The sequence below is a fragment of the Salinisphaera sp. genome (assembly GCF_002729955.1).
In the GTDB taxonomy this organism is placed as follows: domain Bacteria; phylum Pseudomonadota; class Gammaproteobacteria; order Nevskiales; family Salinisphaeraceae; genus Salinisphaera.
Genome location: NZ_PBYA01000026.1, coordinates 21448 through 42601 on the forward strand (window position 1 = coordinate 21448; position 21154 = coordinate 42601).

Consider the following 21154-nt stretch of genomic DNA (forward strand, 5'->3'; position numbering starts at 1 on the left):
GGCGCGGCTAGCGGGCGCCGCCGGCCGGCTCGGCCGGTGCCCGGCGCTTGACGGCACGCCCGCCTTCGGCGCCGCGCAGGCGCGGGTCGAAGGCATCGCGTACGACGTCCGCGAACAGATTGGCGGCCAGTACCAGCACAAGCATGAATACGAAGGCCCCGCCCAGGCGCCACCAGACGATCGGGTCGCGCGCCATTTCCAGGCGCGCGGCGTTGATCATGTTGCCCCAGCTGTTCATGGTCGGGTCCACACCCACGCCGATATAGCTAAGCACGGCTTCGGCCAGCACCAAGGCCGAGAAATCCAGTACCACCTGAATGAGCACGATATGCATCACGTTGGGCAGCATATGCCGGCCCAGAATGCGCATCGGCGACGTGCCCAGCCCGCGTGCCGCGCTCACGTAATCCAGTTCCGAGAGCTTGCGTACCTCGGCGCGCAGCAGCCGGCACAGCCCCGTCCAGCTGGTGATGCCAAGAATCAGGCACAGGAACAGCAGCCGCAGGTCGGCGCGTGCCGTGGTCGAGCCGAAGGCCTCGGCATGGTTCTCCATATAGACCTGCATCATCAGTACCGCGGCGGCGATGAGCAGCACGCCCGGGATCGATGACAGCGTCGTGTAGAGATACTGGATGACGTCATCCACCCAGCCACGAAAGTAGCCGGCGAGCGTGCCCAGCAGCAGGGCGAAGGGCAGCATTACCAGCGTGGTGAGCGTGCCGATGGCCAGGCCCGTGCGGGTACTCTTGATTGCCTGATAGAGCACGTCCTGGCCCACCTTGTCGGTGCCCAGTACGTGGTATTCGCCCGCCAGGCAAGCGGTCACGCCCACGACTACGGCAAGCACCGCCATGGCGATCAATGCCGCCCGCCAGGCCAGCGGCGTGTTATCGGTCGCGATGTCGCGCGCCACCGTGGCCGGCGAGAGGCGTTGATGGGCGGCAATCAGTCCGATCAACGGCACGCACAGCGCCAGCCACACCGCCAGACCCCAGCCCGCGCCCCGGGCCGCACGGCGGGCGATATCCTCACCGCGGGTCAGGCCGCTGTCGTTGAGCGATGTGCCCGCATGAGCCAGACGCGGATAGACCTGGGCCTTGCTGCCATCGGCGGCAGTCACCACCTGCTGCACGTAGGAATGCAGGGCGAACGGCGCCGAATAGGTGTATTCGGTGTGTTCGATCAACGGCGCGGCGATCGTATCGAGCACGCTCACGACCTCGCCCGAAACGCGGGTTTCGCCGGCCTCGTTGGTCACCGTCGGCCGGTAGTGGATGCTGTCGAGCACGCCGATGGCCGTGTAGGCCAGCAATATCACCAGCGTGACCATCCCAACCGGCCGGGCAAACACCCGCAGCCACGGCACCCGCAACGGCTTGCTGCGCGCCGCACATACCACGAATACCGCGATCGCAATCAGCAGCAGGTAGATCAGCGCGTCGGTGTAGAGCAGGACGTACAAGGTCTTCAGCTATGCCGGTAAAAAATAGCAGCGGTCAGGCGATCAGGCCGCATCGAACTCGATTTTCTCGACGGTATCCAGGTCGATCCTACGTCTCGCCTGCCAAAGCTCGTACTGATCCTGTAATGCCATCCAGCTTTCGGGCGAACGACCCAGCGCTTTCGATAGCCGCAGTGCCATCTCGGAGCTGATCCCGCTCGTTCCCCTGAGTACGCGATTGAGTGTGGACGGCGACACGCCGAGTTTGCTCGCCAGCGTACGCCCCGTGATGCCGAATGGCTGCATGTAGACATCACGGATGAATTCGCCGGGGTGCGGAGGGTTGTGCATGGTCATCAGTGATAATCCTCGTAATTCAGTACGTGGGCGTGTCCGTCACGAAATTCGAAAGTGAGGCGCCAGTTGCCGCTGACCCATACCGACCATCGATCAGTGCCCTTTCCCGTAAGCGAATGCAGCTTGAAACCAGGGATATCCATATCATCGATCGTCTGCGCGGTATCCAACGCGGCGAGTTGCATTCGTAAGCGCTTGGCATGATCCGGCTGTATGCCGGCCTTCGACCCGGTTTCGAAGTATCGCTTCAATCCTTTATGTCGAAAAGATTTGATCACGGCATCATTTTAGCGTGTTGCGCAACGCGCAACAATTAATATGCTGCCGTCTTGATCTCATAACCGAATTCGCGGATCGAACAGCGTATAGCTGATATCGGTGAGCAACAGGCCGACGATATAAAGCACCGAGCCGAGGAACACCATGGCCCGCACGATGGCGAAGTCCTGATTGTTGATGGCTTCGATGGTATAGCTGCCCAGCCCCGGAATTCCGAAGAACGACTCCATGATCAGGCTGCCCATGAACAGCAGCGGCAGCAGTACGACCACGCCGGTGAGAATGGGGATCATGCCGTTCTTGAGCACGTGCACGAACAGAATCCGCAGGTCGGACAGGCCCTTGGCGCGGGCGGTACGCACATACTCCTTGCCGTATTCCTCCATGAAGATGGTGCGATACCAACGCGTACCGGAGCCGATGCCCGACACCACGCCGATGATCACCGGCAGCACCAGGAACTTGGCCATGTCCCAACCGGCATCGAAGCCGGAAATGGGCACCAGATTCATGAGCTTGCCGGCCACATACTGGCCCGCGATGATGTAGAACAACGGCGAGATCGACATCAGCACCACGCACAGCACTACGCCGCCCCAGTCGATGGCCGTGGAGCGAAAGAACACCAGCAAAAGCCCGAAGGTGATGTTCACCAGCATGCCGACGATCAGCGTGGGCACGGCCAGTGCCAGGCTCGGGCCCATGCGTTCGAGAATGTCCGAGGAGATCGAGCGCCCCGCGTCCGAACGGCCGAAATCGAAGGCGAGCACCTTCACCGATTTCTGAAAGAACAGCGTCTCGGTAAAGCTATCGAGCCCATCGGCCTGTTCGTTGTAGAGATAGGGCAGATCGTAGCCGTGGGTGGCTTTCCAGTTTTCGATGGCCTCGGGCGTGACCCGCTTGAAGCCCAGCTGCATGCGGGCGATATCGTCGGGCGTGTTGACCACGAAGAACAGCAGGAAGGTGATCAGGTTCACCCCGATGAGCACCGGGATGGCATAGAGCGCACGGCGAACGATATAGGCCAGCATCAGCGTGGCCTCCGGCGCAGGGCGCTATGCTCACGGCGCCGGTAGATCCACACGGCGGGTAGCAGCAGAACGACCAGCAGCGCGACGCCGGCAGCAACAGGCCAGAGCACCGGCTGATTCCATTCGCGGCGTTTTTCGGCACGAAGCGCGCCGTCCAGACGCAGGTATTTCAACGAGCTCTGGATCATGCCGTTGGGCTTGGTGTTGTGTAGCCACTGGTGGTAGAGCGCGTATTGCCGCGGGAAATACCCCCATTGCCAGGGCGCGTCGCGGCGCAGGATCGTGAGCATGCGCTCGATGATCGCCTGGCGCTCGGGGCTGTTCTCCATCACCCGCATCTGGCGAAACAGCCGGTCGTATTCGTCGTTTGAATAGTTGGCATAGTTCGAGCCGGCGTGCTCGGCGGTGCCGTTGGGACCGTAGAGCTGCGAGAGGAAATTCTCCGGGTCCGGATAGTCGGCCATCCAGCCGCTGCCGAAATAGATCTGGACGTTGCCCTCGGCGATCTTCTTCTGAAAGCGCGGCCAGGTGGTTGCGCGGACCACCAGCTGGATGCCGAGCTTGTCGAACTGCTGGCGCATCCAGTCCATCTGGGTCTTGAAGTCCGGCCCCGTGGCGGGCGTGTCGATATTCACCAGCAGCGACTGGCCGGTCTTCGGGTCGATGCCATTGGGATACCCCGCCTCGGCGAGCAGCCGCCGGGCGGTATCGAGGGGTTTGCGTACGGCCTCGCCCTCCACCCAGTCGTAGACCACCGGGTTCATGCCGGCCTTGCCGTCCTGATAGCCGAACAGCCCGGGCGGGATCGGGCCCTGGGCGACGATGCCGCGGCCGTTTAGAAACAGCGGGATATAGCTTTCCATATCGATAGCGATGGAGATCGCCTGGCGCAGCTTGCGCCCGGATTCATCCAGCCCGCCGACCACGTCGTCGTTCAGATTGAAGCCGAGATAAAAGATGCCGGGTAGCACCGTCGTGGCCAGCGACATGCCCCGGTCGGCCATGGTGGCGGTGAGGTTCGGATTGCCTTCAGCGTCGATATTGATGGCCTGGCCGAAGGCATCGTCGCTGATGCCGGAGACGTCGTAATAGCCCTGCAGGAACTTGTTCCAGTAGGGGATGGATTCCTGCTCGCGCGAATACACGGCGCGCTTGATGAAGGGCAGTTGCTTGCCGGCATCCGCCAGCAGCCCGGCTGCACGGTCGCCGTCTTCGCCTTCGCTGGGGTAGCGCTGGCCATGAAAGTTCGGATTGGCTTCCAGAACCATACGCTGGTTGGGGTTGTTCTCGGTGAGCATGTAGGCGCCGGTGCCGACCGGAAACGTATCCAGACTGATGTTGCGCGACTTCAGTCCGGGCTGGTCGTAGAAGCGGGTCACCTCGGGCGGTACGGGCGCAAAGAAGGCCAGCGCCAGCCAGTAACGCAGCTGCGGATAGACGCCATGCACGCGGATTTCGTAGCGATGGTCGTCGATCACCCGGGCGCCGTCGAAATCGAAGGCGGTCAGATCCAGCGACTCGCCCGGCGCCAGCTCGGCACGCGCCGCCTCCAGGCGTTCGCGCAGTTCGGCCAGCCCCACGATATGCGCGCTCATCAGCCCGAAGATGGGTGAATTCACTTCCGGCCTGGCCAGACGCTTGATTTCGTGGACGTAATCGCCGGCACGCAGCTCGCGCGTGCCCTGGTGTTCGAAATCCGCCGGACGGGTGATGCCCACCATGTCGGCCGCGCTCAGATCGGCGTAGCGGGGGCTGCCGTCGGCCTTTTTCGCGAACGCCGGATGCGGCTGGTAGCGAATGCCGGGGCGGATATCGAGGGTATAGACGCTGGTGGCCACTTCGGCGGCCGGCGTATCCGCGGGCAGCGGGTTGTCGTCGGCGTCGAGATATTGCGGCTCGGGCACCGCTGTCGCGGTGGCCGGAATCAGCGTATAGGGCCGCTTGAGATAGTGATACTGCAAGGGCGGTTCGTAGATGGCGCCGGTAAAGCTGGCCTCGTCGGTGGCATAGGAGCGGGCCGGGTCGAGATGACGCGGCGGCTCGCGAAACGAGCTGTAGTAGATATCGCTGTCGCGATCGGCATCCGGATAGGGGTTGTTCCAGGGGCCGTTGCAGGCGCCGGTAGCGAGCACGACGAGTACAGCGACAAGCAGCCGCAGGCCGTTCAGGCGGGACATTCGATCAGGGTTCGCGAAGAGCGCATCCCGCCAATGTAGACGATCGCGAAACACGTCCCAAGTCGTTTCGTCGGCACGCGCCCCACCTTCGTCGTATGGAGGCGGCGCCAACCGCGCTGGCACATTGGATCGAATAACGAAACGACTTGCGATCGAGGAGTGTGGCATGACCTATCAGGCCGAGTTCGAACAGGCCCAGCGTGACCCCGAAGGCTTCTGGCGCGAAGCCGCGCAGGCGATTCGCTGGACGCGCGCGCCGCAGCAGATCCTCGACGCCAGCCGCGCGCCGTTCTATCGCTGGTATGCCGACGGCGAACTCAATACCGCCGACAACTGCCTGGATCGCCACGTCGAAGCCGGACGCGGCGACGTCATTGCCCTCATCCACGACAGCCCGGTCACCCAGTCGCAGCAGCGCTACAGCTACGAGCAGCTGCGCGATGCGGTGGCCAAGTTCGCCGGCGTGCTGCGCGGCCAGGGCGTGGTCAAGGGCGATCGGGTGATCATCTATATGCCGATGATCCCCGAAGCGGTCATCGCCATGCTCGCCTGTGCGCGCATCGGTGCGGTGCATTCGGTGGTGTTCGGCGGCTTTGCCGGCGCGGAACTGGCCAAGCGTATCGACGACGCCAAGCCCAAGCTCGTGCTCTCGGCCTCCTGCGGTATCGAACCCACGCGCGTGGTCGAATACAAGCCGTTGCTGGACCGCGGCCTGGAGCTGGCCGAGCATGTCGTCGAACGCTGCGTGATCTTCCAGCGGGAAACCCGGCGCTGCGCACTCACGCCGGAGCGCGATATCGACTGGGTCGACGCGCTCGCCGTGGCCGAGCCGGCGGACTGCGTGCCGGTGGCCGCCACCGATCCGCTGTACATCCTCTATACCTCCGGCACCACGGGTAAGCCCAAGGGCGTGGTGCGCGATAACGGCGGCCATGCCGTGGCCATGCACTATTCCATGCGTGCGGTCTACGGGCTGAGCCAGGACGACGTGTTCTGGACCGCCTCCGATGTCGGCTGGGTGGTCGGCCATTCCTATATCGTCTATGCGCCGCTGCTGCTGGGCTGCACGTCGGTGATGTACGAAGGCAAGCCGGTGGGCACCCCCGACGCCGGCGCGTTCTTTCGGGTGATTGCCGAACACGGGGTGGACGTGTTCTTCACCGCGCCCACGGCTTTCCGGGCGATCAAGAAGGTCGACCCCAACGGCGAGCTGGCCGCACAGTACGACGTATCCAGCCTGCGCGCGCTGTTTCTGGCCGGCGAACATACCGATCCGGATACCGCGGCCTGGGCCGGAGAGAAGCTCGACGTGCCCGTCGTAGACCACTGGTGGCAGACGGAAACCGCCTGGCCGATGAGTGCGAACCCGCTGGGTCTCGAACAGCTCGACGTGCCGTCCGGCTCCGCCGGGCGGCCGGTGCCCGGCTACGATATTCGCGTGCTCGGCGCCGACGGTGAAGAGATGCCCAACGGCGAAATGGGCGATATCTGCGTAAAGCTGCCGCTGCCGCCGGGCTGTTTCCCCACGCTGTGGCAGAACGACGAACGCTACAAATCGTCGTATCTGGAGACGTTCGAAGGCTATTACCGCTCGGGCGATGCGGGCTATTTCGACAGCCACGGCAATCTGTGGGTAATGAGCCGGGTGGACGACATCATCAACGTCGCCGGGCATCGCCTGTCCACGGGCATGATCGAGGAAGTCATCGCGGCCCATGCCGATGTGGCCGAAGCCGCCGTGGTAGGCGCAGCCGATGCCGACAAGGGCCAGCTGCCGGTTGCCATGGTCGTGCTCAAATCTAGTGCCACGCGTGCAGCCGAGGAGATCGTCGCCGAACTGGTGGCGATCGTGCGCGAACAGATTGGCCCGGTCGCAGCGTTTCGGCACGTGGCGATCGTCGAGCGCCTGCCCAAGACACGATCCGGCAAGGTGGTACGCGCGACCCTGCGCGAAATCGCCGACGGCAAGGACTGGACGGCCCCGGCCACCATCGACGACCCGGCGATTCTCACCGAAATCGAAACCCAGCTGGGCCATATCGGCTACGCCAGGCGCGGCGCGGGCTGACCGCGACAAACCCTGCCCAGGCTGCGGGGCGCCGGGGGCTGAGATGCCGCGCCCGGGCGCATGCGCTACCGTAGCGCATGCGGGCAGATGCCTTGCGGCGTTCGAAAGCATCGACTGCCGTGTTCCTGCCGTCATCAGGTGATGCTGCAATAGGCTGGCTGCGCCCCGGCCTGTTGCAGAAGTCGGGGTTGTGGCCGATGACGGTACCAGGGCATGCCCGCTCGGGCCCGGGGTGCCGGTTCGCGGTGGCTGGGGGCAACTTCGCGCCGGGGATGCCGTGGCCGACAATGGCAGATAACGATACGCAATCTATGAAATACACACGCAGCGCATGGCACGGCCGGTTGATACGGGCCGCGATACGAACCGCGATCATGCTCGGGCTCGCGGCGAGCGCGCCGGCCTTCGGCGACGATTTCTCGGATGCCATCACCGCCTATCAGCGGGGCGACTACGATACGGCGCACGACCTGTGGGCGCCGCTGGCCGAAGGCGGCGATGCGCGGGCGCAGTTCAATCTGGCTCTGCTCTATGGCAACGGCCTCGGGCGCCCGCTCGATCGTGAAACGGCACGGCGCTGGTTTGAGGCCGCTGCCGAGCAGGGCAACGTGCAGGCCCAGTACAACCTGGCGCGCATGCTGCAATCCGGCGACGGCGTGCAGCGCGATATCGGTGCCGCGCGTGAGTGGTATGAGAAGGCGGCCCGCAAGGATTTCGCGCCCGCACAGAACAACCTTGCCCTGATGTATCTCGAAGGCCAGGGCATGCCGCGCGATCGCGCGCGGGCCGTGCGCTGGTTCAGCCGGGCCGCGCAAAGCAATCCGGAAGCGCGCAACAACCTCAATGGGCTGGCCATGCGCCTGCCCCAGGCCCGGGTAATGGCCGGTCTGGTCAACCTGCGCGCCGGGCCGTCGATGCAATCCCAGATCATCGATCAGGTCAGCCGGGAAGATACCGGCGTACTTCTGGACCAGCGTGCGGGCTGGTCGCGGGTCTGGTTCGTGGATTACGACAGCATCGGCTGGATCGCGGATCGATTGATCACCATCGACCGAACCCGAAGCGAAGCGTCGGCCAACGTCGCCGAGGCCGAGCCGGAAGCGCCTGCCGATGCACAGGCCGCCGCCGATACGGCCTCGGCCCGGGCGCCGACGAACGCCGGCGGCGGCCCGTCTGCAACCGGCCAGGACGACACGCCGGCTGCCGAAGGCGAACAGCGTGCGAACGCCCGCCAGTCGGCGGCGCCCGAGGGGCCCTGGTATACGGTCGCCAGCGGTTCGGCCGAGCTGCGCGACGAACCCAGCACCGACGCCTCGGTACGCGATCGTCTGGCCTATGGCACCTCCGTCAAAGTATTGGAACAGCGCCCGGGCTGGCGGCGTGTCGAACGCGCCGACGGCGATGCGGCCGGCTGGGTCGGCGCCTTCGTGCTCGCCTCCGACGATGCGGCCAACGCGCGGGAAGCCGCCCAGGCCCAGGCCGAAGCTCAGGCTCGGGCCGAAGCCGAAGCACAAGCCCGGGCCCAAAGCAGCGCAGCGCGTGAAACCCCGGCCGACGTGGGCACCGGCGGCGGCTGAGCACGGCCGGCCACGCGTTTGATGAAGGGCGTTCGCGCCTGTGAGCGTGCTATCTGCCGTCCAGCGGCAGGCGCATCACGTAGTCGTCCATCACGAAGCCGTTGCCGATCGACTTGACGTCCTCGCGCTCGATTTCGAAGCCGGCATGCCGGTACATGGCAACCGAGGCCGCGTTATCGCGGTTCACGCGCAGGCACAGCGCGCGGGCATCGAGTGTGCCTGCGGTCTCTCTAGCCCAGCCGATGAGCTGCCCGCCGATGCCCTGACCGCGGTTTTCGGCAAGGAGGTAGAGTTTGTCGAGCCAGGCGATATCGCCGGCCTGTTCGTCGGGAGAGACGGCAGCAAAGCCCGCCGGCGTGTCGCCGACCCAGGCGAGCACGAAACGCGTGCCCTGGGCCTGCTGGTCGGCGAGCGCGTGGACGGTGTACTGGGAGGCAAGCATGTAGTCGATCTGCTCGCGGCTGATGATGCCGGGGTAATGCTGGTGCCAGATACGGTGCGCGAGCTCGCCCAGGTGCTGGTGGTCGGCGGCGCCGGTGGCCGGTTTCAAAAGGCAGTGGGTCATGGTTTGGGGTCGCTGTCTTGGGTCAGTCGGTCGCGTACCGCGTTGGCGTAATGCGGGTCGGCCAGCAGCGCCCGGCCGCGCCGGGTTTCGCGTAGCCGTGTTTCCAGCCAGCGCAGGCGTCGTCGCAAGCGTTGTGCCGGGTCGTCATCGCTGCGCGCGCTGCGCAGCAGATCCTCGATATCCCGAATTTCGCGCCAGGCCTCGATTTCCGGCGGCACGTAGCCGGCGTTCTTGAGCAGGCGATAGCCGGCCCGTAGCTCAGGCGGTACATCGCGCGCGTCGTCGCGAGGCAGCGGCTTGCCGGCGCCTTCGAGATTGTCGAACTCGCCACGTTCGGCGGCGGCTTCGATATGCGCATCGGCGAGGCGGTCGAGCAGGCTCATGGCGATTCTTCTGTCTTTCGTGAACGGCTCAGCAACGAGGCTCGATGACCGATGCCCCGTCTTGCAAGCGATCTGTCTTCAAAGCCGGAAAACGGATCACGAATTCACGCCAGTAAACGCGAATACGCAAAAACGGCTGCTGAAAGCCGACTATCCACAGATTACGCTGATTACGCCGATTTGTTGATTCGACCGTGGTGGGCGATCGACCGCATTGGCGCCTTGGCTTGGGTGGCACTCGCGGTAAGCACAGGTCCGCAGATCGACGCAGATCACGCAGATCGAAGACAGGACATGGCGATCGTTCGCTGTCGGGCGCACGCGCCGCGCTCTTTCTCATCTGCGTAATCGGTGAAATCTGTGGTTGCTCTTGAGCAACGAAGGCCTCGCTCGGTGGATTACGGCGTCGCGATCGTCTGGCACAGTTGCCGATGGTGGGCGGCCTGTACTGGCCGGCCGCCGCCAGTTTCGTAAAATGCGGGTTTTCGCTGCGGTGGTCGTGCCGCTGGCGAGCGACATGACGGCAAGGATATTTTGATGACGGAATTTCTCGCCCCGGCGCTCGACGGCGCCGACTTCAGCGATCGCGTCGAGGCCAATGGGCTGGAGCTGGCCTACGAGCAGTTCGGCCGCGACGAGCACCCCGCGTTGTTGCTCATCATGGGCCTGGGTACCCAGCTGACCGGCTGGCCGGATGCCTTCTGCCGCGCGCTGGCGGATACGGGCCTGCGCGTGATTCGTTTCGACAACCGGGATATCGGCCTTTCGAGTCAGCTCGGCAGCCGGGGCCCGCGCTACGACGGCGCGCGCGCCGCGTTCATCAAGTCGTTGTTCGGCCGGCGTATTCGTACCGCCTATACGCTCGACGACATGGCCGCCGATACGGTGGCGCTCATGGACGTGCTCGGTATCGAGCAGGCGCATTTGGTGGGTGCCTCGATGGGCGGCATGATCGCGCAGCTGGTTACCGCCCGCCATCCCGAACGCGTGCTCACCCTGACGTCGATCATGTCCACATCCGGGGCCCGGCGGCTGCCACGCGGGCGTCTGAAGGTACTCATGCGGCTGGGCAAGGCGCCGCGCAACAACGACCCGGATACCGTCGCCCGGCATATGGCCAGAACCATGCGCATGATCGGCAGCCCCGACTACGGGCGTAGCCTGGAAGACTGGGCCAGCGAGATCCGGCGCAACGTCAAGCGCAGCTATCGCCCGGCCGGCAGCGGGCGCCAGATGCTGGCGGTGATGGCCGCGCCGTCGCGGGTGGAAATGCTGGGCGAGATTACCCAGCCGGCGCTGGTCATTCATGGCAAGGCCGATCCGTTGCTGCCGGTCAAGCACGGCCGCGATACCGCCCGGCATCTGCCCAACGTGCGCTACGAGGAGGTCGAAGGCATGGGCCACGACCTGCCGCCGCGGCTGCTGCCGGTGTTCGTGGACTGGATTGCCGAGCTGGTACACGGTGATCACGACCAACGCCCGGCCTAGCCGGGTGTGACGCCGAGCGCATCAGCCGAAATCGAAGACGGCCTGATCGCCGGTGGCGGGCGGGCATGCGAAGCGGCTGCTGTCGAGTGGGATACGCCGGCGGGCGCCGATGCCGGCCCGTCGGCAGGCCAGTTCGAATCGCTTGGCCAGTAGCTGGGCGTGGACGCCGGTGCCGCGCATGCGCGTACCCCAGTTCGAATCGTAGTCGCGCCCGCCGTGCATCTGCTGGACCAGGCTCATTACGTGCGACGCGCGTTGCGGGTAGTGGGTTTCCAGCCATTCGCGAAACAGATCGGCCACGCCGTGGGGCAGGCGAAGCAGCACATAGCCGGCGGTCTGGGCGCCGGCCGCTGCGCCATGCTCGATCAGCGCTTCGAGTTCGTGGTCGGTGATGGCCGGAATCACCGGCGCGACCAGCATGCCCACGGGCACGCCCGCCTCGGCGAGCGCCCGTATCGAGCGCAGGCGCTGCTTTGGCCCGGCCGCACGCGGTTCGAGGCTGCGCTTGATGGCGGGGTCGAGGCTGGTCAGGCTCATCATCACGCTCACCAGATTGCGCTCGGCCAGGGCCGTGAGCAGGTCCAGATCGCGATCGATCAGGCTGCCCTTGGTGATGATCGATAGCGGCTGGTTGTAGCGCAGCGCCACCTTCAGCAGCGCGCGGGTGACGCCCAGCTGTTTTTCGTCCGGCTGGTAGGGGTCGGTATTGGCGCCCAGGGTGATCGGCTCACAGCGATAATTTGGCTCGCGCAGTTCGGCTTCGAAGCGTTGTGCGGCATCGGCCTTGTAGTAGATCTCGGTTTCGAATTCGAGGCCGGCGGAATGGTCGAGATATTCGTGGGTTGGCCGCGCAAAGCAATAGATACAGCCATGGCTGCAGCCCTTGTAGGGGTTGATGGAGGCATCAAACGGCACGTCCGGCGAGCTGTTGCGGCTGATCACCCGCCGCGCGGGATCGCGATGAAGACGAGAGGGCGGGCGCTCGATATCTTCGAAGTCGAGCGTGGCCCAGCCGTCGTCGAAGTCCTCCGCGCGGGCGCTGGCAAAGCGCGAAACCGGGTTGGTCAAGGCGCCCCGGCCTTTGTGATGAATCGGGCGATGCGGCATGCTGAACACTGTATGCATGAACAGTTTTGTCGGCAAGGGGCGTTTGGTCATGTATGACACGCCGTTGGCTAAGCAAGTCGGTAGCCCGCCAATGAACGCGAAGACGCGCAAATAAGACGAAAGACAGATCTCACGAGGTCGGATTGTTTGCTGTTCGCGCGCCGCGCGTTCGCGGACCGGTTTGATTGATGAAAGACAAAACGACGGGTATCGCTAGGGTGCGATCACATTGCCGGCCCAGTCGAACAACAGGCCGCTGTCTTCGGGGGTGAGTTGGCCGATGACGTCGAGTAAATGCGTCGCCGCCGTTTCTGCCGTTTGCAGCTGCTTTTCCGGTACGTTGCGCTGAAAGGGTTCCGACAGGCTGGTATCGACCGTGCCCGGATGCAGACCGACGCAGATCAGCTGCCTGGAGCGCCGGCGCAGTTCGATCGCGGCGGTGCGGGTGAACTGGTTCTGGGCGGCCTTGCTGGCGCGATAGGCATACCAGCCGCCGTAGCCGTTGTCGGAAATCGAGCCCACCCGGGCCGACAGGCTGGCGATGATGGCGCGCTCGCCGTGGATGAGCAGGTCATGAAAATGCTTGATCATCAGAATCGGGCCCGCGGCGTTTACCGTGAACGCGCGGGCCAGATTGTCCGGGTTGATATCGGCCAGCTTCTTTTCGGGCCACATCCGCTCGCCTTCATGCAGGATGCCGCCGCAGGTGAGCAGCAGATCGAGCCGGCTCGTGAGCGTGCCCACCTGTTCGCGAGCCGCGGCGATGCTTGTATCGTCGGCCAGGTCGAGCGCGCAGGTCTGCAGGCGCTCGCCGTGCTGCTGGGCCAGTTCCGCCAGGGCGGGATGGCTATCCGGAGCGCGCGCGGTCGCGATTACCCGGGCGACGTCGTCGTCGGCCAGAAGCCGGCGAACGAAGGCAAGGCCAAGCCCGCGCCCGGCGCCCTGAACGAGACAGATCTTCGCCATGGATATTCCAGTTTTCGAAAGGACAGCCGTTAGTACTACGCTAGCCGGCGGACTCGATGCATGGGTACGGCGCCAGCGCGCGACTGTGCGAGGCCACAACGCGTAAACGCACGCAGGGTTAGCATGACATCGCTCGCGAAAGACTATTACAAACTGAATGCCGGGTCGGATTTGTCGGCCGGCGCCATCGAGCGTAACGATACGCCGCCCACCCGGCTGCTTCAGCGTCAGATTGATCGCGGCTTTCGCAGCCTGCGCTTCATGCCGGAGCTCGAGCCGGCGTTTCGAGCGTATCTGCGTGTCTCCGGGCAGTTCAGCCGGGCAAGTCTGGTGGCGTTCGCCCTACTGGGCGTGCTCACCTCCGCGTTCATCGATGTCGCCTGGCTGAACCTGCCGCCCGACCTCTGGTTGCCGACCCGGCTGATCCAGTTCGGCGCCATGGTGCCCATGGGTTTGGTCTGTATCTTTCTTTGTCTGCGCCAACCGGCGACCCGGGCCATGGATGTCGGGGTTTTGCTGTTGTTCGTGACCGTATCGGCCGGTTTGCTCGCCCAGCGCGTGGTCGATTCGAAGCTGGGTTTCGAGCTGCCGCTGGAACTGGTCGGGGTGAGCGCGATCGCCATGCTGTGTCTTTCGCGCATACCGTTCTGGGCGCAGGTGCCCGTGCTGCTGGGCGTTGGTCTGGTTACGGCCTGGGTCGAGCTCACGGCGGTCGCGCTCATGTCCGCGAGCCACTACGATCTGTTCGCGACCGGACTGCTGTTTCTGGCAGCCCTGGTCGCCGGGTATGCGTCGGAACACACCATCCGCTGGACGTGGTTGAATGCCACCCTGCTGCACTATGTATCACGGCTGGATCGGTTGACCGGTTTGCTCAATCGGCATGCGCTCGAGGACGTGCTGGAAGATGGGCAGGCCCATGCACGCCGCGAGCAGATCGATTACGCCCTGGTCATACTCGATGTGGATGCCTTCGGCGCGTACAACAACCACTATGGCCACCAGCGCGGCGACCGGGCACTGCAGCGGGTCGCGGACGTACTGGCCGACCATGCGCGCCGCCCCATGGATGTGTGTGGGCGCTACGGCGGCGAGGAATTCGTGCTGTTGTGGATGGGTTGCGACGCCGAAAGCGCGCGGGCGATGGCGAACGCGCTATGCGCAGCGATCGAAAAAGAACGTATCGAGCATCATCGCTCGCCGACTGCCGATCACATCACCGCCAGCGTCGGGCTGTGCCATGTCAGCGCGGCCCATGCCCATACCCCGCTGGAGCTGGTGCTGCGTGAGGCCGATCGCATGCTCTATACCGCCAAGAGCGCAGGCCGAAACCGGATGTGTCATACCTGCTACGACGACAACTCCCGGCCTTTTCAGCCGCCTCAGGCGTAAGGCGGCGTACGCGTCAATAGATAAGCCAGGTCAGTACCACCACGCCGAGCACGGCCCAGACCACGGCCGCCACCACGCGCCGGCGAATGGCCGCACGCACCGAGGAGGCGAGCATGGCCAGGCCGATCACTAGGATCAGCAGGCTGAAAATGGAGGCGTTGATGCCCAGGGCGCCGGTCAGCCCCTGCACGAAGCTGTCGATCGCGCCGTAAAGGTTGTCGAACAGCCAACCCAGGGCGTCGACGATGAAACGGATGACGGCGCCGAGCTTTTCGCCGATCCAGTGGAACAGATTGTCGCTATCCATGCGTATGCAGGCCGGTGGCAGGAAATGAGATCAATCCGCCCAGTGTACCGGTAACGCCGCGGCGGCCGGCGCATCGGTTGGCCGCAGGGGCCCGACGTGCGGGGCTGGCCCCTGCGGCCAACCGCCTGCGGATCAGTCCGAGGCTTTCTGAACTTCCTGGCCGGCTTTTTCGATGTCCTGCCCGGCGCCTCGCATGGTGTTGCTGCAACCACTGATCAGGGCCAGGGAAAACACGGTCAGGGCCAGTACGGCCGCGATTTTGGAGCGATTCATGGATAGCGTTCCTTGGGTGCGAAATAGGCGGTACGAACCTCGGTTCGACACCCCTGAATATAGGCCATGGGCGGGTCGGGAAACCAGGGTTTTCGTGTTTGCCGGCAGCGCGGCGCCGGTTAGCGCGGCGGCAGCACCCGGTCGTGCAACACGCGCCGCAGTACAAAGCTCGAATGCACGCCGGATACGCCTTCGATACGGGTGATGTGTTCCAGCAGCAGGCGCTGGTAATCGTCCATATCGGCCACCGCGATACGCAGCTGGTAATCGGCCTCCTGGCCGGTGATGAGCAGGCATTCCTGGACCTGGGGCAGGGCCGCGACCTGCGCCTCGAAATGCTCGAAGCGTTCCGGCGTGTGCTTGTCCATGGAAATGAGCAACAGCGCAGACAGGCCGTAGCCCAGGGCGCGGTCGTTCACCCGGGCGTGATAGCCGGTTATCACGCCGGCCTCCTCGAGCGCACGCACCCGACGCAGGCAGGGCGAGGGCGACAGGTTCACCGCCTCGGCCAGGGCCTGATTGCTGATCCGGCCATCGGCCTGCAGCAGTTCCACGATCTGGCGATCGAACCGGTCCAGTTCGACGTGCTCGCTAACAGTTTTCATTTAACGCAATCCAATAATGCTTCTCTCGTAATTATTAGCAGAAAATTGCGTAACGAGCGAGAAACGGGCGTTATTGGCAATCCTGTGCCCGAGCGGGCGCGTTAAACTATGGCTAGGCGACATCGCATGGATGCCGCAAAGCCAACTCGACCAGCCGAGGACGATCATGAGCCGTTTCGATCACCGCAAATATCGCGCAGCCCCCCGGGTGCCGGCCTTCAACCGCACCTGGCCGGATCGCGATCTGGAAAAAGCGCCCATCTGGGTGAGCGAAGACCTGCGCGACGGCAACCAGGCCCTGCTCGAGCCGATGACGGTCGAACAGAAGCAACGGCTGTGGAAGCTGCTGGTGGATGTCGGCATCAAGGAAATCATGGTCGGCTTTCCCTCGGCCAGTCAGCCGGACTACGACTTCGTGCGCTGGTTGATCGACGAGGATCAGATCCCCGACGACGTGACCATCGCAGCGCTCACGCAGTCGCGCGATCACCTGATCGACCGCACCTTCGAATCGCTGGAAGGCGTGGACAAGGCCATCATCCATCTCTACAACTCCACCTCCACGGTGCAGCGCGAGCGCGTGTTCGAGATGGACGAGGACGGCATTATCGATATCGCCGTCAAGGGCACCCAGCGGGTCAAGGAAAACGCGCAGAAGCGGCCCGGCGTGCACTGGCGGCTGGAATATTCGCCGGAAAGCTTTTCCTCCACCGAGGTCGAGTTCTCGGTACGGATCTGCGAAGCGGTCATGGACGTCTGGCAGCCCACGCCCGACGACAAGATCATCTTCAACCTGCCGAATACCGTCGAACTGGCCGGCCCGCATCATCATGCCGACCAGATCGAGTACTTCTGCCAGCACATCAAGAATCGCGACAGCGTGATCGTGTCGGTGCATACGCATAACGATCGCGGCGGCGCGGTGGCCGCGGCAGAACTGGCCATGCTGGCCGGCGCGGAACGCGTGGAAGGCACGCTGCTGGGCAACGGCGAGCGCACCGGCAATATGGATATCGTGATTCTGGCCATGAATCTCTATGGCCAGGGCATCGACCCCGAGCTGGACCTGAGCGATCCGGACGAGATCATCCGCGTGGTGCACGAATGCACGGGCATTCCCCTGCATCCGCGCCACCCCTGGGTGGGCGAGCTGGTCTATACCGCCTTCTCCGGCAGCCATCAGGACGCCATCCGCAAATCGTTGCGCAAACAGGGCGAGGACGAACACTGGCAGGTGGCTTATCTGCCTATCGACCCGCGCGATATCGGCCGCGACTATCAGGCCGTGATCCGGGTGAACAGCCAGTCCGGCAAGGGCGGCATGGCCTTCCTGCTGGAGCGTGATTTCGGCATCAGCCTGCCGCGCTGGATGATGCTCTCGCTCGCCCCGCATGTGCAGGCCGAAAGCGAACGCGTCTCCGGCGAGCTGTCCAGCGGCCGGATTCGCGAACTGCTGTTCGAGAATTTCTCTCGTCAGGAGCCCCTGACGCTGGTCGACTACGGCCTGCGCCGTGGTGAGGACGGCCAGACGCTCGACGTCACCCTTTCCGACGGGCGTCAGCGTATCGAGCTGCAGGGCCACGGCAACGGCCCGCTGTCGGCTTTCATCGATGCCTGGCATGGCCATACCGGCGAAGAGATCGCGGTGGCGGACTATTCCGAGCATGCGCTCTCGGCCGGCAGCGATGCCGATGCCATTGCCTTCGTACAGCTGCGCAAGGACACGCTGCGTATCCCCGCGGTCGCCGAAGACAGCGATACCGTGAGTGCCGCGCTCAAGGCGATCATTGCCGCGCTCAACCTCTCGCGGGAAGAAGACGAAACCGGCCAGCGTGGCGGGCTTACGGCCCTGGCCAGCTAGGCCGCATTTAAAAAAGCCGCCACGGGCCGATTGCCTGTGGCGGCTTTTTTGTGCCTAGAGGTAGCGCATCCACGGCTGCGGCGAACGCCGTTTGAGCCGGCCGAACCAGGCACAGGCCAGGCCCAGCGGCGGCGCCAGCAGCAGGGCGATCAGCCACACATGGCCCATGTTCGCCACGCTGAACAGACTGCCCTGATTGGACCCGAAGTACGCCAGCGCACCCAGGTTGAGCAGGTGCAGCACGTAGAGATGCAGCAGGTAGAAAAACAGCGGTGCGCCGCCAAAGACGGCCAGCATGCGGGCCGTGCCGGCGGGCACGCGCTCCAGCGCGGCCAGTAACAGCGTGCCGATGCCCAGGGTGAACAGCACGAAGTCTGCCGAGGGCGGGTATTTGGTCAGGTTGAAGAACGACATCGCCGTGCGCAGCCCGGTATCGCCGGCCTGCCAGGGTACGGGTTCGCCGTAGCCGTTAAGAAGGCGTAGCACGACGAACGCCGCCAGTAGTCCGAGACCTGTGGCCCAGAGCAGGCGCGCCCGGGTGATCGGGTCGCGGTCCCTGGCGAACCACGGCCCCACGCTATAGCCCAGCGCGATCACGCCGATCCAGGGCAGCAGCGGGTAGGAGGTCTGGGCCGCGATGCCCAGCGGCAGATCGATCAGGCCGCGATCGTGCAGGATCGTCCAGAACACATAGCCGAACTCGTCGGGGGCGAAGGCGATCGGGTCGAGCAGGTTATGGCCCAGTACGATGACGGCGCCCACGGCGGCGAGCACGCCGCGAGGCAGGTGCACGAGCGCGGCCAGCGCGATCATGCTCAGGCCGATCGCCCAGATCACCTGCAGATAGAGTTTTTCCGGCGGCAGGGCGAACGTCCACGCAAAGCTGACCAGCGTGAGTTCCAGCACCACCAGAAACAGCCCGCGCTTGAACAAAAACGCGCTCACCGCTGCGCGGCTGCGCTGGGCGCCGTATAGCCAGGCCGAAAGGCCGGTCAATGCCACGAACACCGGCGCACACAGATGCGCCGCCAGGCGCGAGAAATAAAGCGCTGGCGTGACCTCGTCGACGTTCATCGGGTCCGACACCTGCGCATGCAAAAAGAAGAACTCGCGGGCGTGGTCGACCAGCATCAGCAGCATCACGAGCCCGCGCAGGGCGTCGATGGACTGGATCCGTGCCCCTGTCGTGGCTCGGGCCGGGGTGTCGAACCCTGTGGCGTGGGCGGCGCCAACCGTCTGATTCATGAGCGCTTCTCGTCGAAAAAGCGCGATGTTATATCATCGCGAGCCGCCGTGCCCGGTTTGACGCAAGCGACGACGCCGCCCGCGCTCAGCGTTCGAGGTTGGTGGCCGTCACCGGTGCCGCATCGTTGCCCCAGCTACCCCGGATATAGGTCATAACCGCGGCCAGATCGCGCCCGTCCAGATCGTAGAACGGCGGCATGCCGTGCGGGCGCGGATTGCCCTCGGTCGCGGCAGCAAAACCGCCCTGGCGGATCATGTTGGCGGCGTTGATCGGGTTATCCATGGTCACCACCCGGTTGCCGGCCAGCGCCGGCGCGCCTTCGCGGCCCTCGCCATCGTCCCCGTGACAGCCGGCACAGCGATCGGCATAGATCTTTCGACCCTCGCCCATGGCCTGGCGCCGGCCGTTGTCGCTCATGCGGATCAGGCGCAGCGGCGAATCCACCGAGACCTCGGGAATCGATTTCAGATAAGTCGCCATGGCTCGGGCGTCGTCGTCGTGCATGTACTGCAGGCTTTCGAAGACGACATCGGCCATCGGCCCCATCATGGCCGCATGTTCGCGTTTGCCGCTTTGCAAAAAGGCGGCGGCTTCGGCGAGCTCGAAATGCTGCAGGCCGGCCTGGGCCGGGTCGGCCAGCGGCGGCGCATACCAGCCGTGAATCATCGCACCCGGGGCGTCTTCGTCATCGTTGCTCGCGCCCAGGCGTGCCCTTGCGCGATGGCAGGCATCGCAATGCCCAAGCCCCTGAACCAGTTCGCGGCCGCGGTTCCAGTCGCGGCTCTGTTCTGGGTCGTTTTCGATTTCGCCGGCCTCGAAATACAGCATCTGCCAGACGTTGAGCAGGCTGCGATAGCGATAGGGAAAGCCCAGCTCATGCGGACCATGGCGTTGCTCGACCGCCGGCACGCTCTGCAAATAGGCATGGATGGCATCGATGTCGGCACGCGGCACATGGGTGTAGTTCGGGTACGGACAGGCCGGATACATCGGCGAGCCGTCGGCGCGTTCGCCGTTGTGCAGGGCGTTGTAGAAATCGTCGGCGCTCCAGTCGCCGATGCCGGTTTCCTTGTCGGGCGTGATATTGGGGGTGATGAAGGTGCCGTAATCGCTGGCCAGCGCCAGCCCGCCGGCATAGTCGGCGCCGCCCGGCGCGGTATGACAGCCCGCACAGTTGCCCAGCCGGGCCAGATACTCGCCGCGCTCGACCGTGGCCTGATCGGCCGCGTTCGCCGCGCCGGCTACGAGTGCAAAGACCAGGGCTGCCTGCACAAAAATACGCTTGCTCAACACGATCAGGACTCCGGTGCCGGAACGCTGCCGCATTCCAGCGGCGGATCGACCACGGCGTTTGCCACCGGCCGGGTATCCTCGGGGATCGGCTGGGCCGCCAGCCAGGCTGCCACGGCCTCCACATCGCGCCCGTTCAGGCGCTGGGTTATCTTCGCCATGCAATCGGGCGCGGCCGCATGGCGCGTGCCCACCTGCCAGGCGCCGAGCTGGGCCATGATGTACTGGCGCGGCAGTCCGATCAGCCCCGGGGTATTGGGTTGCACGCCGGTCAGATGCTCGCCGTGGCAGGCCGCACAGGCCGGCACGCCCGCCTGTTCGTCGCCCTCGCGCACCAGCTGCTCGCCGCGCTCGGCCAGCGCAGGCTGTGGCGCGGCCGCCGGCGCGGGATAGGGCGCATGCTGGTCGGCGAAATAGTCGGCGATCTCGTAGAGATATTCGTGCGAAAGATGCGCCACCATATGGTTCATGCTGCGGTTGCGCCGCCGGTAGTCCTGATAGTTCACCAGCTGGTTGTAGAGATAGCCGGCCGGTTTGCCATGAATTCTCGGCACATAGCCGTCTTCAAGCTCGACACCCTGGGATTCGTGGCAGGCGGTGCAGGCTTCCAGGCGCTCGGCCATGGGGTCATGGTGGGCCGCGTCGTGGGCAACAGCGCTCGTGGTCAGGCATATCAGCCCGCCGAGCAGGGCGCCGATCAGAAAAAACCTTGTTGCGGGCACGGTTGCGGCATCCTTGGAT

Annotated in this window: 21 protein-coding genes; 6 read left to right on the forward strand and 15 right to left on the reverse strand. The window is 64.7% G+C overall.

Going from position 1 to position 21154, the window contains the following annotated elements; genetic code table 11:
- Window positions 1–7: 7 nt before the first annotated feature.
- Genes CMN27_RS06225 through CMN27_RS06245 form a run of 5 tightly spaced genes read right to left on the reverse strand, consistent with a single transcriptional unit; the run spans window position 8 to window position 5285 of the window.
- Window positions 8–1471, reverse strand: a complete 1464-nt coding sequence (locus CMN27_RS06225; protein ID WP_366515412.1) for an ABC transporter permease — start codon at window positions 1469–1471, stop codon at window positions 8–10.
- A gap of 33 nt (window positions 1472–1504) precedes the next feature.
- The gene (locus CMN27_RS06230; protein WP_293624899.1) at window positions 1505–1798 is read right to left on the reverse strand and encodes a HigA family addiction module antitoxin; all 294 of its coding nucleotides are present in this window, start codon (window positions 1796–1798) and stop codon (window positions 1505–1507) included.
- Window positions 1798–2076: a type II toxin-antitoxin system RelE/ParE family toxin gene (locus CMN27_RS06235; RefSeq protein WP_293624900.1), complete on the reverse strand. Its 279-nt coding sequence runs from the start codon at window positions 2074–2076 to the stop codon at window positions 1798–1800. The genes CMN27_RS06230 and CMN27_RS06235 overlap by 1 nt, the downstream gene beginning before the upstream one ends.
- Before the next feature lie 57 nt (window positions 2077–2133).
- Window positions 2134–3108, reverse strand: a complete 975-nt coding sequence (locus CMN27_RS06240) for an ABC transporter permease (RefSeq protein ID WP_293624901.1) — start codon at window positions 3106–3108, stop codon at window positions 2134–2136.
- On the reverse strand, window positions 3108–5285 hold the full coding sequence (locus CMN27_RS06245; RefSeq protein WP_293624902.1) for an ABC transporter substrate-binding protein: 2178 nt from the start codon (window positions 5283–5285) through the stop codon (window positions 3108–3110). The genes CMN27_RS06240 and CMN27_RS06245 overlap by 1 nt, the downstream gene beginning before the upstream one ends.
- A gap of 166 nt (window positions 5286–5451) precedes the next feature.
- Between CMN27_RS06245 and CMN27_RS06250 the strand changes: the two genes are divergently transcribed.
- Together CMN27_RS06250 and CMN27_RS06255 are read left to right on the forward strand one after the other, a co-directional pair.
- Complete coding sequence (locus CMN27_RS06250; protein ID WP_293624903.1) at window positions 5452–7353, forward strand: AMP-binding protein; 1902 nt, start codon at window positions 5452–5454, stop codon at window positions 7351–7353.
- A gap of 311 nt (window positions 7354–7664) precedes the next feature.
- A complete protein-coding gene (locus tag CMN27_RS06255; protein WP_293624904.1) occupies window positions 7665–8930 on the forward strand; it encodes an SH3 domain-containing protein in 1266 nt (421 codons plus the stop codon).
- A 49-nt stretch (window positions 8931–8979) separates the two neighbouring features.
- Here CMN27_RS06255 and CMN27_RS06260 read toward each other — a convergent pair whose 3' ends face one another.
- Window positions 8980–9495, reverse strand: coding sequence for a GNAT family N-acetyltransferase (locus CMN27_RS06260; protein ID WP_293624905.1), 516 nt, complete (start codon window positions 9493–9495; stop codon window positions 8980–8982).
- Entirely contained in the window at window positions 9492–9878 is a 387-nt protein-coding gene (locus CMN27_RS06265) for a DnaJ family domain-containing protein (RefSeq protein ID WP_293624906.1), read from the reverse strand. Before CMN27_RS06265 ends, CMN27_RS06260 begins: the two co-directional genes overlap by 4 nt.
- Between CMN27_RS06265 and CMN27_RS06270 the strand changes: the two genes are divergently transcribed.
- Window positions 9877–10065: a hypothetical protein gene (locus CMN27_RS06270; protein WP_293624907.1), complete on the forward strand. Its 189-nt coding sequence runs from the start codon at window positions 9877–9879 to the stop codon at window positions 10063–10065. The two genes, CMN27_RS06265 and CMN27_RS06270, sit on opposite strands and share 2 nt — an antisense overlap.
- A gap of 350 nt (window positions 10066–10415) precedes the next feature.
- Window positions 10416–11366 carry an alpha/beta hydrolase gene (locus CMN27_RS06275; RefSeq protein ID WP_293624908.1) on the forward strand — a complete coding sequence of 317 codons (951 nt, stop codon included), beginning with the start codon at window positions 10416–10418 and terminating at the stop codon, window positions 11364–11366.
- Window positions 11367–11387: 21 nt separating this feature from the next.
- On the opposite strand, the gene CMN27_RS06280 is transcribed toward CMN27_RS06275, so the two are convergent.
- Both CMN27_RS06280 and CMN27_RS06285 read right to left on the reverse strand, forming a co-directional pair.
- The gene (locus CMN27_RS06280; protein WP_293624909.1) at window positions 11388–12491 is read right to left on the reverse strand and encodes a PA0069 family radical SAM protein; all 1104 of its coding nucleotides are present in this window, start codon (window positions 12489–12491) and stop codon (window positions 11388–11390) included.
- A 195-nt stretch (window positions 12492–12686) separates the two neighbouring features.
- Window positions 12687–13439: an SDR family oxidoreductase gene (locus tag CMN27_RS06285; protein ID WP_293624910.1), complete on the reverse strand. Its 753-nt coding sequence runs from the start codon at window positions 13437–13439 to the stop codon at window positions 12687–12689.
- Between the two features lie 123 nt (window positions 13440–13562).
- On the opposite strand from CMN27_RS06285, the gene CMN27_RS06290 reads away from it, so the two are divergent.
- Window positions 13563–14831, forward strand: a complete 1269-nt coding sequence (locus CMN27_RS06290) for a GGDEF domain-containing protein (RefSeq protein ID WP_293624911.1) — start codon at window positions 13563–13565, stop codon at window positions 14829–14831.
- 13 nt (window positions 14832–14844) lie between these two features.
- Here the strand turns inward: CMN27_RS06290 and CMN27_RS06295 are convergent, their stop codons facing one another.
- The 3 genes from CMN27_RS06295 to CMN27_RS06305 form a co-directional block, all read right to left on the reverse strand.
- Window positions 14845–15138, reverse strand: a complete 294-nt coding sequence (locus tag CMN27_RS06295; protein ID WP_293624912.1) for a hypothetical protein — start codon at window positions 15136–15138, stop codon at window positions 14845–14847.
- Between the two features lie 132 nt (window positions 15139–15270).
- On the reverse strand, window positions 15271–15411 hold the full coding sequence (locus tag CMN27_RS06300) for an entericidin A/B family lipoprotein (RefSeq protein WP_293624913.1): 141 nt from the start codon (window positions 15409–15411) through the stop codon (window positions 15271–15273).
- Window positions 15412–15530: 119 nt separating this feature from the next.
- Complete coding sequence (locus CMN27_RS06305; protein ID WP_293624914.1) at window positions 15531–16016, reverse strand: Lrp/AsnC family transcriptional regulator; 486 nt, start codon at window positions 16014–16016, stop codon at window positions 15531–15533.
- 166 nt (window positions 16017–16182) lie between these two features.
- Here CMN27_RS06305 and CMN27_RS06310 point away from each other — a divergent pair, with 166 nt between their 5' ends.
- Window positions 16183–17877 (forward strand): 2-isopropylmalate synthase, encoded by a 1695-nt coding sequence (locus CMN27_RS06310; protein WP_293624915.1) that lies wholly within the window; start codon window positions 16183–16185, stop codon window positions 17875–17877.
- A 54-nt stretch (window positions 17878–17931) separates the two neighbouring features.
- On the opposite strand, the gene CMN27_RS06315 is transcribed toward CMN27_RS06310, so the two are convergent.
- The 3 genes from CMN27_RS06315 to CMN27_RS06325 all read right to left on the reverse strand — a co-directional run bounded on the left by CMN27_RS06315 (window position 17932) and on the right by CMN27_RS06325 (window position 21135).
- A complete protein-coding gene (locus CMN27_RS06315; RefSeq protein ID WP_293624916.1) occupies window positions 17932–19122 on the reverse strand; it encodes a heparan-alpha-glucosaminide N-acetyltransferase domain-containing protein in 1191 nt (396 codons plus the stop codon).
- An 85-nt stretch (window positions 19123–19207) separates the two neighbouring features.
- Window positions 19208–20413 carry a cytochrome c gene (locus CMN27_RS06320; RefSeq protein ID WP_293624917.1) on the reverse strand — a complete coding sequence of 402 codons (1206 nt, stop codon included), beginning with the start codon at window positions 20411–20413 and terminating at the stop codon, window positions 19208–19210.
- A gap of 5 nt (window positions 20414–20418) precedes the next feature.
- The gene (locus tag CMN27_RS06325; RefSeq protein ID WP_293624918.1) at window positions 20419–21135 is read right to left on the reverse strand and encodes a c-type cytochrome; all 717 of its coding nucleotides are present in this window, start codon (window positions 21133–21135) and stop codon (window positions 20419–20421) included.
- Window positions 21136–21154 lie beyond the last annotated feature (19 nt).